General features: G+C 58.3%; 11 protein-coding genes. 6 read left to right on the forward strand and 5 right to left on the reverse strand.

Annotated elements, in window-relative coordinates; all coding sequences use genetic code 11:
- Positions 1-106 precede the first annotated feature (106 nt).
- Entirely contained in the window at positions 107-1,612 is a 1,506-nt protein-coding gene (gene nhaB / locus EY643_RS10005) for a sodium/proton antiporter NhaB (protein ID WP_152662074.1), read from the forward strand.
- On the opposite strand, the gene dnaQ is transcribed toward nhaB, so the two are convergent.
- Genes dnaQ through EY643_RS10020 form a run of 3 tightly spaced genes read right to left on the reverse strand, consistent with a single transcriptional unit; the run spans position 1,609 to position 3,600 of the window.
- The gene (gene dnaQ / locus EY643_RS10010; protein WP_152662075.1) at positions 1,609-2,325 is read right to left on the reverse strand and encodes a DNA polymerase III subunit epsilon; all 717 of its coding nucleotides are present in this window, start codon (positions 2,323-2,325) and stop codon (positions 1,609-1,611) included. The two genes, nhaB and dnaQ, sit on opposite strands and share 4 nt — an antisense overlap.
- A 22-nt stretch (positions 2,326-2,347) precedes the next feature.
- Complete coding sequence (gene rnhA, locus EY643_RS10015) at positions 2,348-2,782, reverse strand: ribonuclease HI (protein ID WP_152662076.1); 435 nt, start codon at positions 2,780-2,782, stop codon at positions 2,348-2,350.
- Positions 2,779-3,600, reverse strand: a complete 822-nt coding sequence (locus tag EY643_RS10020; RefSeq protein WP_152662077.1) for a class I SAM-dependent methyltransferase — start codon at positions 3,598-3,600, stop codon at positions 2,779-2,781. Before EY643_RS10020 ends, rnhA begins: the two co-directional genes overlap by 4 nt.
- Positions 3,601-3,677: 77 nt before the next feature.
- Between EY643_RS10020 and gloB the strand changes: the two genes are divergently transcribed.
- The 5 genes from gloB (at position 3,678) to EY643_RS10045 (ending at position 8,701) form a co-directional block, all read left to right on the forward strand.
- Positions 3,678-4,448: a hydroxyacylglutathione hydrolase gene (gloB, locus tag EY643_RS10025; protein WP_152662078.1), complete on the forward strand. Its 771-nt coding sequence runs from the start codon at positions 3,678-3,680 to the stop codon at positions 4,446-4,448.
- A 150-nt stretch (positions 4,449-4,598) separates the two neighbouring features.
- Entirely contained in the window at positions 4,599-5,894 is a 1,296-nt protein-coding gene (locus tag EY643_RS10030; protein ID WP_240732664.1) for a LysM peptidoglycan-binding domain-containing protein, read from the forward strand.
- A gap of 6 nt (positions 5,895-5,900) precedes the next feature.
- Entirely contained in the window at positions 5,901-7,013 is a 1,113-nt protein-coding gene (locus EY643_RS10035) for a class I SAM-dependent methyltransferase (protein ID WP_152662080.1), read from the forward strand.
- Between the two features lie 86 nt (positions 7,014-7,099).
- A complete protein-coding gene (locus tag EY643_RS10040; protein ID WP_152662081.1) occupies positions 7,100-7,720 on the forward strand; it encodes a hypothetical protein in 621 nt (206 codons plus the stop codon).
- 198 nt (positions 7,721-7,918) lie between these two features.
- On the forward strand, positions 7,919-8,701 hold the full coding sequence (locus tag EY643_RS10045) for a TIGR03619 family F420-dependent LLM class oxidoreductase (RefSeq protein WP_240732665.1): 783 nt from the start codon (positions 7,919-7,921) through the stop codon (positions 8,699-8,701).
- Here the strand turns inward: EY643_RS10045 and EY643_RS10050 are convergent.
- Both EY643_RS10050 and EY643_RS10055 read right to left on the reverse strand, forming a co-directional pair.
- Positions 8,694-12,038: a UvrD-helicase domain-containing protein gene (locus EY643_RS10050; RefSeq protein ID WP_152662083.1), complete on the reverse strand. Its 3,345-nt coding sequence runs from the start codon at positions 12,036-12,038 to the stop codon at positions 8,694-8,696. The genes EY643_RS10045 and EY643_RS10050 overlap by 8 nt on opposite strands.
- Positions 12,035-14,716: a PD-(D/E)XK nuclease family protein gene (locus EY643_RS10055; RefSeq protein ID WP_170287351.1), complete on the reverse strand. Its 2,682-nt coding sequence runs from the start codon at positions 14,714-14,716 to the stop codon at positions 12,035-12,037. The genes EY643_RS10050 and EY643_RS10055 overlap by 4 nt, the downstream gene beginning before the upstream one ends.
- Positions 14,717-14,781 lie beyond the last annotated feature (65 nt).

Genomic DNA, 14,781 nt, shown 5'->3' on the forward strand with positions numbered 1-14,781 from the left:
GGACCAATGTCGGTGTCTATCCGGCCGATTTTTGGCCCCGCCAGCGCGCACTAGACAGGGAAATCCCGTATCATCCGGCCTTCGATTTTTTATACGACTCAGGACTATGAACGAATCAGCCGCCTCAGCTCTGTGGAAAAACTTTCTCGGTCCTTCCCCCACCTGGTACAAGCAGACGATCGTCGCATTCCTGCTGCTCAACCCTGTTTTACTTTACATCTTTGGACCCTTCGTTACTGGCTGGATTCTCATTGGTGAGTTTATCTTCACCCTGGCACTTGCCCTGCGCTGCTACCCCTTGCAGCCTGGCGGTCTGTTGGCGATCCAGGCCGTCATTCTGGGGATGACGTCACCAGATTCCGTCTACCACGAGACGCTGGCGAACTTCGAAGTCATTCTGCTGCTGATGTTTATGGTCGCCGGCATTTACTTTATGAAGGAAATGCTGCTGTTTGTCTTTACCAAAATCCTCCTCAAAGTAGAGTCGAAAGTCTTGCTCTCGCTCCTGTTCTGTCTGGTTGCAGCCTTATTATCAGCCTTCCTGGACGCACTCACGGTAACCGCCGTGCTCATCAGCGTCGGTGTTGGCTTTTACTCGGTCTATCACAAAGTGGCCTCGGGAAAAGGTCTGCATCACGACAATCACGATCACTCGCAAGATGACTCCGTCGAAGAGAACAACCGCGAAGATCTGGAAAACTTTCGCGCTTTCCTCCGCAGCTTGTTGATGCACGGCGCCGTAGGCACTGCGCTCGGCGGCGTTTGCACCCTGGTTGGCGAGCCGCAGAACCTATTGATTGCGACGATCGCTGGCTGGGACTTCGGTACATTTGTCAAAATCATGGCGCCGGTCACCATGCCGGTTCTGGCCTGCGGTCTGGCCACTTGCATGCTGCTGGAGCTGTTCGGGAAATTTGGCTATGGCGCGAAACTGCCGCCCAGAGTGCGCGAAGTGCTGGAGGAGTTCGAACAGAAAGAGTCCAGTCAGCGGAACAATCGCGCCAGGGCCAGGCTGGTGATTCAGGCGCTGGTCGCAGCGTTACTGGTTGCCGCACTGGCCATGCACTGGGCTGCCGTCGGCTTGATCGGCCTGATGGTTATCGTGCTTCTCACCGCGTTCAACGGAATTATCGAGGAGCACCAGATCGGCAGCGCGTTCGAAGAGGCCCTGCCCTTTACCGCGCTGCTAGTGGTATTTTTCGCCATCGTCGCGGTTATTCATGACCAGCACCTGTTCACGCCGGTTATCAATGCGGTTTTGGCGATGGATGCCGATGTTCGCCCGGCGATGTTCTTTATTGCGAATGGCGCACTCTCGATGATCAGCGACAACGTGTTCGTGGCAACGGTATACATCAATGAAGTGAAGGACGCGCTGGACGCTGGCACCATTACGCGCACAGAATTCAATCAGTTGGCGGTAGCGATCAATACCGGCACCAATTTGCCGAGTGTCGCCACCCCTAACGGCCAGGCCGCGTTTCTGTTCCTGCTGACATCCGCCCTCGCCCCACTGATCAGGCTCTCTTACGGCCGCATGGTGATCATGGCTCTGCCCTACACCGTTGTTCTAGGCGGCGTGGGACTGGCTTGTGTGAGCGCGTTTGTCTAGGTCAGATCTCGCCACAACACCTTGCCGCCGTTGCCTGCAGCGATAGCTTCCAGCTGCGCTTCGTGGGCAGCCAGTTCCTCTGCGCAAGGTTCGATAACCGGCAGTGATGCACGATCCTGGCCCAAACGGACAATACGCTCGCCCCGATTAGACCCGTCTGAATCGCCATCGCTATCTGACAGCGACAGCGCGGTTTGCCCGCCTGTCATCGCCAGATAGACATCCGCGAGAATCTCCGCATCCAGCAATGCGCCGTGCAACTCGCGGCTGGAATTGTCCACCATGTAGCGCGAACACAGTGCATCCAGATTATTACGCTGCCCCGGGTGCTTGCCGCGCGCAAGAATCAAGCTGTCGACCACACTGCACACTTGTGCCAGCGGCGGAAACTGCTTACCCACCCGCTTCAGCTCGGCATCGAGGAAGCCGATGTCAAACGGTGCGTTATGAATAACGAGTTCTGCACCATTTACGAAGTCGAAAAATTCTTGCGCGACTTGAGCGAACAGTGGCTTGTCGGCGAGGTACTCGTTGGTGATACCGTGGACCTCGATAGCACCCTGGTCGATCTCCCGCTCGGGGTTGATGTAGACGTGGAAATGGTTGCCTGTCAGCTGGCGACTATCGAGCTCCACACAACCAATTTCGATGATCCGGTGACCCTGACTGACTTCCAGGCCGGTAGTCTCCGTATCCAATACAATTTGACGCATCGTGTTACTGCTTCCTGATGGTTTAACTCAATTCATCGATACCGCGGTTGGCGAGCTGATCCGCGATTTCGTTTTCTCGGTGGCCGCTGTGGCCTTTAACCCAGCACCACTCAACCTTGTGCCGTTGATTCTGCTCATCCAGGGCCTGCCAAAGATCGACATTCTTCACCGGCTTTTTGCCCGCGGTTTTCCAACCCTTGCGTTTCCAGCCTTCCAGCCATTGCGTGATCCCGTTTTTTACATACACGGAGTCGGTGGTGAGGGTCACCACACAGGGCTCGCGCAGTGCTTTGAGCGCTTCGATAGCGGCTTGTAACTCCATTCGATTGTTCGTTGTCGCAGGATCACCGCCGTATAGCGACTTCTCGTTCCCCTGATAGCGCAACAACGCACCCCAGCCGCCGGGCCCGGGATTACCTCTACAGGCGCCATCGGTAAATACTTCAACATCTTTCAATGAATAATTTCTCCACTCGGCCGCCGGCGAACGGCGCCGACGTGAGGGCCGCGCGTTGGCGCGGCAGGTGCAGGACTGGGTCTGGGCGCGGGCTTCGGTACTGCAAGGCCCATGAGTTTTTCACCGCGGCTGCGCAGGCCCAGACGGCTCTCGGTCAGCCCCGGCTGCTGTTTGATGGCGTGCACTACATAGACACCGCCCAATGGCAGGCTGTGGCGCCCACACCAGCTATCGAAGCGCTCTAGCAAGCTGCGCAGACGGCCACCACCGATGCCGGGCACCGTATGCAGGAAGCTACTGCTGTCGGGATCACAGCCAACCAGTCGCAGCCAATCGTAGAGGCGGTTCTGGGAAACCGGGTGATGCCTGCGCCACGGGGAGTAACGCCCCAGACGTTTAGCCAGCAAGCCCAGCCCACGAAAACTAAGGGGATTAAAGCCTACAATCAGCAAATGCCCCTGTGGGGTTAGAACGCGCTGAAGTTCGCGCAGCACCTGGTGCGGGTTGGTACTGAATTCAAGGCTGTGGTGGGCAACGATGACGTCGACGCTATCGCTGGCAAGAGGCAGCTCGCCCGCATCGCAAAGCATTCCCGCGGTGCCGCCAGCACGCGGGCCCGCATAGATGTGATGATGGATTCGCCCGTCACTGATGAGGGATTCGTCTCGAACGGGCCCTAACTGCAGGATATGGTAGCCGAAAGCGGTATCCAGGTGGTGGTTTACTCGAGTGCGAATTTTGTCGAGCACGAGTTGCCCCGGCTCGCTACCGTACCAGGATTCCAGTTCGTTAAAAATCTCGCTAAACTGCTGACTCATCAGTTGGCCCGCTGGCTCCTCGTCTCCACTACACAGCGCCATATTACTGTATTTATCCACCATTGAAACGGTTTCACATGCTCACAGTTAGACCTATTCCTGCATATGACGATAATTATATCTGGCTCATCACCCGCGATGGCACCGATAAGGCATTCGTGGTCGACCCGGGCGACCCAGCTCCCGTCCTGCAACGCCTGGAAGCAGAAAAGCTGACTCTCTCTGGCATCCTGGTAACACACCATCATTTCGACCATGTAGGCGGACTGGGGCCACTGCGTGATGCTTATGGCCCTGTCGTTTATGGCCCCGACAACCCCGCGATTGACGGCCTGGATCGTATTGTTCATGCCGGCGATTGTGTCGATGTGCTTGGCGAATCATTCGAGGTGCTTCAGGTGCCCGGCCACACCCTGGACCATATCGCTTATTTTGGCCCTGCAGCAGCGCAGCTGTTCTGTGGCGACACCCTTTTCGCCGGCGGTTGCGGTCGTTTATTCGAAGGCACTCCGGCCATGATGCACGGCTCCCTGGCAAGCCTGGCGGCACTGCCGGCGGCTACCCGTGTTTATTGCGCCCATGAATACACGCTGGCGAATCTTGCCTTTGCGCGGGCCGTTGAACCCGACAATGTCGCACTTGCCGAGCGGGCCATCGCCGCGCAAGCGACCCGAGAGGCCGGCGAGCCGACCGTGCCATCTACGCTGGCCATGGAACTTTCGACCAATCCCTTCCTGCGCTGCTCGGAACCGGGCCTGCTGGCGTCCATGAAAGCCCAGGGCAAGCTGGACGGCGAAACCCCGATCGAGGTCTTCGCCGCTGTCAGACAATGGAAGGACAGCTTTTAACTGAAAAAGACTAGCCTCGAGACACGCCCCTGACGGACAATGACACGCCGGCAATAGCCGACCCTAGAAACGACCTTAAGTAAGAATATAATTATCTTTAAATTCAGAATGTTACGACGTATTTTTGCAGCTATTTCTATAGTCGCCAGTGTGGCCGCATGTCAGAGCTTGCCGGACCAGCCACGCAGCACCTCGGACCGCGAGACCTATACTGAGCCCAGCCCGAAGGAAATGTTCGGCTCGGATCAAGCTATCGCCGAGACGAACCCCCCAAAGGACCTTTGGGAACGCATACGGCGGCAGATGACCTGGCAGAAAATCCACAACCAGCAGGTTGGACAGGCCCGCGACCACTATCTGCGCCAACCTAACTACCTTCCGGTAGTGTCTGAACGCGCCTCGCTCTACCTTCACTACATCGTGGAGGAGGTAGAGAAGCGAGACATCCCCATTGAGCTCGCCCTGCTGCCTTTGGTTGAGAGCACGCTTAACCCCTTTGCCGTGTCCTCTGAGAGCGCCGCAGGCCTGTGGCAAATAATGCCGGCCACCGGACGCTGGCTCGGGCTCTACAGCGATTGGTGGTACGACGGCCGGCGGGACCTGCGAGCGTCAACTGATACCGCCCTGGACTACCTGGAATCACTGCACAAGGAATTCGACGAGGACTGGATGCTCGCACTGGCTGCCTATAATGCCGGCAAGGGTCGCGTCGGTCGCGCCCGGCGCGCGAACGAAAAACAGGGCCTGCCCACTGACTATTGGTCGCTCAAGCTTCCACGCGAAACCCGTCATTATGTGCCTCGCCTGCTGGCGCTCACCCAGATCGTCGCCTTCCCGGAAGCGTTTGATGTCGAAATTCCGCCTGTTGCCAATGCACCGGCATTTGAGATCGGCAACACTGGCGGACAAATTGAACTGGCCAGGGCCGCCTCTTTGGCCGGCATCGACCTGAATATGGTGCAGGCTCTGAACCCTGGCCAACTGCGCTGGGCCACGTCTCCCGAAACAGCCCCGGAGCTGCTCCTGCCACTGGGCAGCGCGGCTGCGTTCCACGCGGGAGTCGCGCAGCTGACTGACGCTGACCGGGTACGCTGGGAACACTATCGCATTGAGAGCGGTGACAACCTGATCCGTATCGCCAGGAAATTTGATACTGAAGTCGAGTTGCTACGCCAGGTGAACGATATACGTGGCAGTATGATTCGCGCCGGCGACACACTGATGATCCCCCAGGGTAGTGACTGGGCAACCAGTCTGGCCATGGCAGATCGCTCCAATGATGAACCCACTCGCCGCGGCTATCGCGTCCGTCGAGGAGATTCACTCTATCGTATCGCCGGCAGATTCAAGATCTCGGTGCACGATATCATCGCCTGGAACTCACTCGATCCAAATGCATACCTGCAACCCGGACAGCGACTGACGCTGTACGTCAGCGGAGGCTGAGGCCCCATGTCCGCTGCGACACGCCTGGAAACAGGCCTCGGCAGCTGGGCTTTGCAGCGATATCCTCGCCGCAGCAAGGACCCCCTGCGAGCCTGGTGTGGCGCAGACTTGTTGCTTATTGAAGCGGCGTCCGAACGCCAGCCCAGCCAGTGCCTGGTCGTAAATGACGAGCACGGAGCGCTCTCCACTGCGCTCCAGCCCGCACTGAGTTGGACCGATTCAGCGCTGGCCGCACTCGCCACGGAAAGCAATTTACAGTCCAATGCTCTCGCTCCAGTGCCAGTCTGCTGGAGCACTTCTGTACCCGCTCTGCGCCCTGAGCTGGTAGTGCTACGCGTGCCCAAACAGACCGCCTATTTTGAATACCAGCTCGCTGTGCTGCACGCACTTATGCCTGCCGGAGCCGAACTGCTATGCGCAGGCATGGATAAACATCTTTCACCTCACACTGCAGACACTATCGCCCGAGTCTTTGGTCCTACCGAACGCCACCGCGGGTCCCGCAAGGCGCGCATGTTCAGCACCTGTCGCGATGACGCCAGCCCCCTGGCCACGCCGCTTCCCTCGCGCTATCGCTGCGATGCCCTCAATGCTGAACTGGTGGCGATGGCCAACGTCTTCAGTGCTACCAGCCTCGATATCGGCAGCCGCGCGCTTATCGACAAACTGCACCTGCTGGAACCGGTGCCACGTGTGGCCGACCTGGCCTGCGGCAATGGCGTGCTCGGCCTGTGTGCCCGACAGCGCGGCCTCGGCGAAGAATTTCACTTCTTCGATGAGTCCGCCATGGCGATCGCCTCAGCTGAGGAAAATTGGCAGAGCCTGTATCCAGACGAGGCAGCACACTTTCATCACGGTGATGGACTACTGGCCAGCACCAAGCAATTCGATATGATTCTCTGCAACCCGCCTTTTCATCTTGGCCACAGCGTGGATGATTTCGCTGGCAGGCGCCTGCTACAACAGTGCAAGACAAGGCTCGCACCAGGAGGATCCCTCGTGGTTGTGGCCAACCGTCACCTGGCTTACGCAGAAACACTGAACCAACACTTTGACCAGGTCAGTGTGCTTGCGAACGACAAAAAATTCCAAATCTGGCGCGCCGTGTCTGTTGCCTGAGCGGTCCTTCGGGGGTATGTTGTGTCACTGCTGGATAGCAGCGCTGCTGCGTTCCAGTCCAAAATAATCTTCCAAGGACTTTATTGATGAACAACACTCTGAGCCGCGCCACTCGCGGATTTGCCATCGCCCTCGCGGCCTTCTGCCTGCCGGCACTCGCACAAGAAACCCCAGCTTCCGAGGAAGCCGGCGATGCAAACGTTCGCGCTTCTATCGTGCAGACTGAGGCTGTGATCACCGGGATCGACCTTGAAAATCGACAGGTAACTCTCAAAGGCCCTATGGGCAATACCACCACAGTCCACGCCAAAGAAGAACTGGTCGACCTTGAAGACGTCACAGTAGGCGACAAACTGGTCCTCACCTACCTTTCCGCACTTGAAGGCGAGCTGCGCGAGCCTACAGAAGAAGAAATGGCCAACCCGTGGGTTGTTCTCGAAGATAGCGGAGAAGGCGTTGTAGACGGTGAACCTGTCGCAGGCGGCGCACGCCTGGTGCGCGCTGTTTGCACTATCGAAGGCATGAACCGTCTGCTTGGCACAGTGACGCTGCTCGATCCGAATGGTCGCGCTCACCTGCTTGAAGGTGTTGAGCCCGAGAAGATGTCCGGCGTTGAACTGGGTCAGACCGTTGTCGTGGTTTATCGCGAAGCCCTGGCTCTGACGCTGGAAATGGTTACCGCTGAACAAGACGCCGCTGCAGAGTAAATCCTCAGCCTCTGCGCATCCTTGCTGCGCTGAAAGATACCTGTTCCGTCATCCGCTCCCCGCGGGGTTGATGGAACAGGTTTCCATCCAACCCCGGGGAGAATTGCGTAAGTGAAGTTCGTCCTATCTACATCGTTTAGCTCGGTCGCCCACCTGACAAGACTCGCTCCAGTCGCCGACACACATGGCTGGCATGCAATGTCGTTTTCAGATCACGTCGTCAACCCAGAGCAAATCAATACGCCCTACCCCTACACGGACGATGGAAGTCGGCGCTGGGAGCCCTTTACCGACTGGCCAGATCCCTGGGTCATGATCGGCGCGCTGGCAGCCATTACAGAGAAGCTTCGCTTCACAAACAATGTGTTCGTTCTGCCCATGCGCAATCCTTATCTGGTCGCCAAAGCAATCAGTACGGCGGCGATTATTTCCAATAACCGTATAACACCTGCCTTCGGTGTCGGCTGGTCTCGAGATGAATTCGAGCTTATGGACCAGGAGTTTACTACCCGCGGTAAACGCGCCAATGAGATGATCGAAATTATGCGCCTGCTATGGAGCGGCGAGATGGTGAGCTACGAGGGCAAACACTATCAATTCCCGGCGATGGAAATGAACCCAGCGCCTACTGAACGCATTCCGATCTGGATCGGTGGCATTTCAGACCCCGCGATGAAGCGCGCCGCTCGTCTGGGCGATGGCTGGGTGACGGACCTCCAGAGCAGTGCGGACATCGTTGCGTCGATAGAAAAGATCCGTCAGTGGCGGGCTGAATTCGGACGTGAACATGAGCCTTTTGAAGTGATGGCCACGCCTAATGACGCCTGGACTGCCGACGGCTATCGGCAGTTGGAGGACGCTGGCGTAACCCATATCATGACGATGCCGTGGCCTTTCTATCACGGCGACAGCCAGTTACTTGAACACAAGATCGATAGCATCAAACGTTTCGCGGATGATGTTATAAGCGCATTCAGTTAGCGTCGATCACTTGTAATCGGCCCAGTCCGGTAAAGTACAGAGCGCATTTGATTGGTTCAGCACCAAACCCGGCGAGGCCTCGTCGGTAGCCGTCGAGTTGCGGGCGATAACGCTCTGCCTCGTGCTGTAGAAACGCCTCCACACTGTCACCTTCCGCGGGCACACTGCTCTTGTAATCAATGATCCAGCGCGTGCCGGTTCCCCGATCAACAAAGGTGCGATCAACAATCAGCTCCTGAGCAGAGCCATCGGCTGCCACCAGAGTGATTTCCAGTTCATTGGCGGCAGCGCCATGTTCGCTGCTGAGAATCCATCTGCCAGCCTCCTCATCTGCCAGAGTTCTGTTCACAGCATCAAGGACGCGGGTAGTCGCCGGCTGCAGCAGCGCCCCGCCCAGACCCAGTTCACGCAAGCGCAGTGCCACACCTTGATCATCGTCTGGCGACAGTTGCTCCGGCAGCCCCGGCATCATTGCCAAGCGTTCCAGCTGTTCGTGAATAACAGTGCCCACGTGTCGGTCGGCTCGATTGAGCGCCTGTTCGGGTATATTGGGAGCGCCCTCTTCGGCTTGCGCAGTCAGATTTGGTACTGGCGGCAACGTCAGTACCCGGGTGAGCCCGACATCTGCACTCGCTGCTTGAGCCGGGGGCTCCAGGGGCTCGTGCAAGGTCATCTGGCTGCAAAAGGTTGGCCAGATCCGGCTGAGCAAAGCGCCCTCAGGTGGCGGTTTGATCTCAGCGGCTTCGCCGGGATTGCGCTGACTGGTCTCTCCGAGCACTGCCGACAACGTCAATTTTTTAACCGCTCGAGTCGCCCCCACATACAGCAGGCGGGTGGTTTCGAGCCGGGATTTCTCCGCTCGCTGGGCCTTGAGGAAGTTATACAGACTCGGAGCATTTTTGTCGCTGTGATCATCTGCAGCCAGCAGAAAACCCCTGTCGCCGCCGGGAGTTATGTATTCATCCCAAAGCAGGATGTCGCGACCGTCGCCCCGGGTGCCACGCCCAAGCGCCGGAATGATGACCCAGTCAAACTCCAGTCCTTTGGATTTGTGCAGTGTCATCACTTTTAATTTGGCTGACGCGCCTTCGCCACTCGCATAAAGCCGAGCAATCCGCTCGTCCAGCCAGCTGATATCGAGGTATCCACAAACGCTCTCGGCCTCCTGAAGCAGCTCGAAGAAGCGCTGTGCGTCTTCGAGGTAGCGCCCGTGCACGACCGACTCAGGTCCGCCGAGGCTCAACCAGAGCTGCTCGACCCAGACTCGCAAGGCCAGGCGCTCCCGTTTATGCCATGCCCAATCCAGACACACTGCCAGTCGCTCCAGCGCCGCGCGGCCACTGCTGGAAACGGTCTCTGGCCATGCCCTGGCACGTAATACAGCCGCGAGATTCTGCCATCTGGAATGCTCGCTGGACTGGGCCAATGCCAGCAAATCTGCGGTATCAAGCGCCACCCATGGCGAACGCAGCAGACCGTACCAGGCGACCCTGTCGGCGGCATTGGCAAGCGCACGACACAGGTTGAGCAAATCGACAATCGCAGGCGAACCAGAGAGAGGGTCCATATCCTCAGCCGCGAAACCAATGCCCCGGCGGCGCAATTCAGCGAGCGTTACAGCGAGTTGACCACGAGACCGGCCGAGTAGCGCGATCGATGCATAGGTTTCATCGTTCAACTTCGCTTCGATCTGATCAGCGATAAAACAGGCTTCCTGCTCCGTGGCAAAATCGCCATGAAAAGCATGCTGCTCTATCGCTGCCTCCACGAGTACAGGCTTTACTGCTGTCGCAGGCGTGTAGCTGACCATGCTGCGCCGCACATCGCTGTGCGGTGGAAACGCTTTGGCAAACGTGTCATTCACCCAATCAACGACCGCACTACTGGATCGAAAATTGCTCTTGAGATCGACTGCAATGGGTTCAACACCATTGAACCCGCGGTCGCGAGCGCGCAGGAACAAGCCCACGTTGGCATTGCGAAAGCCGTAGATCGACTGCATGCCATCACCGACGATAAATACCGTGCGCGGCGCCGTGGGGTTTGCCTCATTGTATTCACCCCAGCCTCGGGTCAAGCGCCCCAGCAGGCGGTACTGGTTGATGGCCGTATCCTGAAATTCATCCACCAGAATATGCTCGATGCTGTAGTCGAGCCGCATTGCCAATTCAGTTGGAGCGTCGTCCTCACCGAGCGCATCCAACGCCGAGAGTGCTACCTGCGTATGGTCGACCTCGCCACGGCGCTCGAATACGAGCAGCAAACAGGCTGCGACGAGGGGGAGCACGTGCGAGAGGTGCACCACCAACTGCCAGGAAGCGGCGTGCTCGTCCATATCGGGAAGTGCAGTCACCGCAACGAGCGCTGGCAGCAATTGCTCCTGTGCGGCCATTCGCTCCAGCAGGTCCTTGCAGTGGTCCTTGTAATCCTGGGCTTCACCCTTTCCAGCGGGAAAACCGTTACGCACGTTGACCGACTTGCGATATTTGGCATCCTGAGTGAGAAGCATGTTGATAAGGGAGCGCCAATAGGAAAGATCCGAGCTTTGCGCGCTTGGAAATTCATCCGGTACCGGCTGCTGCAAATTGTGCTGGGCGTAGCAAAACAACTCAAACAGCTCGTCTTCAAAGGGTTCTAAAAGTGAAGCCAGTTCACCAAGTTTCTCGTCAACCAGCGCTGCTACCATCGCGTGCAGCCGCTGCTCCGCCTCTACCGGGGACGCCCTTACCCCCATGTGTTCATGCCACTGATCTCGTTTGCCCAACATGGTCACAAGCAGGTCGCTCATGCGTTGCCAGTTGTTATCAAAGTGCAGTAATAGCTGCTCTAGATCTTCCGCTTCGGGTCGTTGACTCTCCAGCAGCTTGAATAAATCAGTGACCGCCTCTCGGTATAGCGGACTCGCGTCGTCGACGGCCTGGGCCTGCCCTCCAAACTGGCTCATGATCGGCAGCTGACGCGTGAGACCGGCACAGAAGCTGTCAATGGTTTTGATGTTCAGCCTCGAACTGTCGCGGGTCAGGTGCCACCCCTGCGTTTCGCCCGCGACAAGCGCGGCTTTAGCCAGCTCTCGGGTCGTAAGCTCGTGCTCACCCTCACAGGCGCTGTTGCGCTGCGCAGCGAGCAGTGCCTGCATGACGCGCTCGCGCATTTCGGCGGCTGCTTTGCGGGTAAAGGTAATCGCCAGAACCTGCTCCGGACGTTGCACTCTGGCCAGCAGCGCGAGAAAGCGCTGGATGAGAAGCTCTGTTTTGCCGGAACCCGCAGGGGCAGTTACACAGAAACTGCGCGTGACTTCCAGCGCATTCCTGCGTTCAGCCGCGTCGACGATACTCATGCTTGCGCCTCTTGAATCTGTACCCGGCACACCGCTTCCAGGCCGCAATAATTACAGGCATTTGCGAGCGGATCTACCGTGGCCTCCCCCGCCACGAAGGCCTCTGCCAGTGCTGTTAAATTCTGCCGCCAACTGTCGACCAGCGCCGGCCAGTCGTCGATACCCTCCTCCCAGCGTTTGATCGCTGCGCCGACATCATCCTTGATGCCAGGCACACCAGTCGCGGCCCCGAGGCCGACAAACTTGCTTTCGCGCGCTCTTACCTGGGCAAAGCTGGCAGCGTCGACGCCAGTGGCTATCCCATAGAGCGGTAACTGGGGCTGGCGCATGCGCTCGCCAAGCCAATCGGCCAGGCCATTGCGTCCGGATTTATAATCAATTACCAAACGCTCACCGCCGGCCAGAGTGTCTATTCGGTCTACTCGCAGACGAAATGGAATTCCCGCCAGCTCCATTTCCAGCGAAGCCTCTCGTTCAGTGACCGCAAATGGGTCGCGCTGACTCTCGAGGGCAAGCCATTCGAGCATCAGGTTTTCGAGTCGTTGCTGCTCGATATCCAGGCAGGCAGCCCCTGCGATTTGTCGCTGTGCCTGTGACATCTCCGCTACGGCGGTCGCAGCTGCGCGCCGGGCAGCCAAACGCCGCTCAGGCTCAGGCATTGCCACAAGCGTGTCACTGTTCTCGATTTCTCCCCAGAGAATAAAAAGCGCGCCATGGAGCAGATTGCCCCGCTCAGAGGCAGACAAACCCACCACGGGGTCGCCGAGCGGTTCGAGGTGAAGTCGGTGACGGGCAAAGGCCTTGAATGGGCAGGCAGCCTGGTTCTGCAGAATGCTGCTACCACCGCTAATTGTCTCGAGTTCAGGGCCTGCTGCCGGCGGCGCTGCGCTGTCAACAACGGTCTCGCGGTTTGCGTCAGCTTGTCGCCGCCGCCATTCCTCGGGGATCGTTGCAGTAGAGGAAGCCGCCGTGATGTCGAAACCCTCCAACAGGGCGCTGGGAAGCTCAGACACGCCGTCAATCTCGAGCGCGTAACTGATGAACAATGAATTGCAGGCGCCTCGATACTGGCTTAACAAGCCGACGGCATACTCCCATTCGCGCTCCGGACTGCAATGGGGCATGTCTGACGCGCGCTGCAATGCGGTCGGAATAAACGGATTGGGACGGGCCGGAGCGGGCCAGCGATTTCCCTGAAAACCACTCAACCACAGTGCGTCAAATTGCAGGCCTGCCCCCTCTAGCGGCCCCAGCACCTGGATGGAGCTGTCGGCCGTCTGGGGCTGCGACACCTGATCCTGACAGCAGCGCCGCAACAGCGCGAGGGCACTGGCCAGCGTGATTTCACCACTGTGCTCGTCAAAGCCGGCAAATGTATCGAGCACCTCAAACCATCGTGTCACCTGCTGATGTTCGATACTGTCCAGTGGCCCACTGCCGGGCCATTGCCAGCATTCCAGAATGGCGCCGATGCTGGCCACCCACGCCGCAGGAGTTTGCTGTGCATGCAGCAAGCGCAGCTCATCGGCCTTGCGCAAGGCGGCACCCAGGGCTGTGCCGCTCTCTCCGGCCACCTCAACCTGCTGGGCCAAATAGCGCAGTCGTCCAGTGTCAATACTGGCCGCCCCATCCTGGCTCAGACGCTTAACCAGTTGCACCAGTTTGTCTTCATCGAGGTCACTGGCCATTGTGAAGCGCGAGCCCAACAACATCAGCAGAACATCGAGCTCAACTTCGCCTGTCTGTACCTCAAGCATTGCGAGTGCATCTCGCACCACGGGTGCCCGGTCGAGTGAGATGCCGGTCGAGAAATTCACTGGCAGGGAAGTGTAGTTGGCGCCGAGGCAATCAAACTCTCGACGCAACGCATACTCCAAAGCCGCGCGATCGCCGTGCATATCAGATAGCACAATGCCGAATGTCAGCGCCGGTGTCTCTCGGTAATGCCTGGCTGCAGCCGCGGCAACAGCATCAATTTCGCTGCGCTTGTCATCGAACGCGATAACTTGCGGCAACACATCGCCCTGCGCGCCGCTGATGGGTGCATGCGAAGCAGCTAATTGATCGAGTGAATCGACAAACAACCGGGGGATATCGTCGAAGTCGAGAAGGCGCACCTCATCACACGGTTCCAGCCCTGCCACGCCAAGAAGATCGGTAAGAGCATCACTGAGCGTGCCCGCTGCCAGGTCAGCAAGCACAGCCTCCATTCGCTCCAGCCAACGCAGGTAGCAGGCACAATCAGGATCGAGCTGGAACTGCGAACGTATGCCTCGCTCTGAAATATCAATCCTTGCACGTAACAGATTCTCGCGCGCCTGCTGCGCCAGCGCGGCAGCGCTGTCCAGTTGCAGCAGATGATAGCCGCCATTGGCGGCCTGATCCTCTTTGATGACCCGCTGCCACAGTTCGCGCATGTGTAAGCTACTGAGCAATCGTCGTGGCGCCACCTGCCCCAGCGCCACTGCCTGACGCCAACGTTTTTCGAGGTAGGCCTCGATTGAATAGACCCGAACAGAGGGCCAGCTCTGGAGCCCGGCCTGTGCCTGGCGAACATTCCAGGCCTCCCTGAGCTTACGCCCGAGGCGCAGGTTGGGCGTGAGTATGACCCTCCCCTGCTCCAGAATGGGGTACAGGGGCGTTAAATCGTACGCGACAGCGTTTTCCGTTTGCGGCAACGTTGCCTCCTGCATGTGCTGTGTGAGCGCCTATCAAAAACGTGCTCGCTGCTATAGAATGTCGC

The organism is Halioglobus maricola, assembly GCF_009388985.1.
Lineage (GTDB): Bacteria > Pseudomonadota > Gammaproteobacteria > Pseudomonadales > Halieaceae > Halioglobus > Halioglobus maricola.

What these genes read in the sequence shown, in the direction of transcription:
- nhaB (WP_152662074.1), top strand. Translation starts at nt 107, where the DNA reads ATGAACGAATCAGCCGCCTCAGCTCTGTGGAAAAACTTTCTCGGTCCT.
- dnaQ (WP_152662075.1), bottom strand. Translation starts at nt 2,325, where the DNA reads ATGCGTCAAATTGTATTGGATACGGAGACTACCGGCCTGGAAGTCAGT.
- EY643_RS10020 (WP_152662077.1), bottom strand. Translation starts at nt 3,600, where the DNA reads ATGAGTCAGCAGTTTAGCGAGATTTTTAACGAACTGGAATCCTGGTAC.
- gloB (WP_152662078.1), top strand. Translation starts at nt 3,678, where the DNA reads ATGCTCACAGTTAGACCTATTCCTGCATATGACGATAATTATATCTGG.
- EY643_RS10035 (WP_152662080.1), top strand. Translation starts at nt 5,901, where the DNA reads ATGTCCGCTGCGACACGCCTGGAAACAGGCCTCGGCAGCTGGGCTTTG.
- EY643_RS10040 (WP_152662081.1), top strand. Translation starts at nt 7,100, where the DNA reads ATGAACAACACTCTGAGCCGCGCCACTCGCGGATTTGCCATCGCCCTC.
- EY643_RS10045 (WP_240732665.1), top strand. Translation starts at nt 7,919, where the DNA reads ATGTCGTTTTCAGATCACGTCGTCAACCCAGAGCAAATCAATACGCCC.
- EY643_RS10050 (WP_152662083.1), bottom strand. Translation starts at nt 12,038, where the DNA reads ATGAGTATCGTCGACGCGGCTGAACGCAGGAATGCGCTGGAAGTCACG.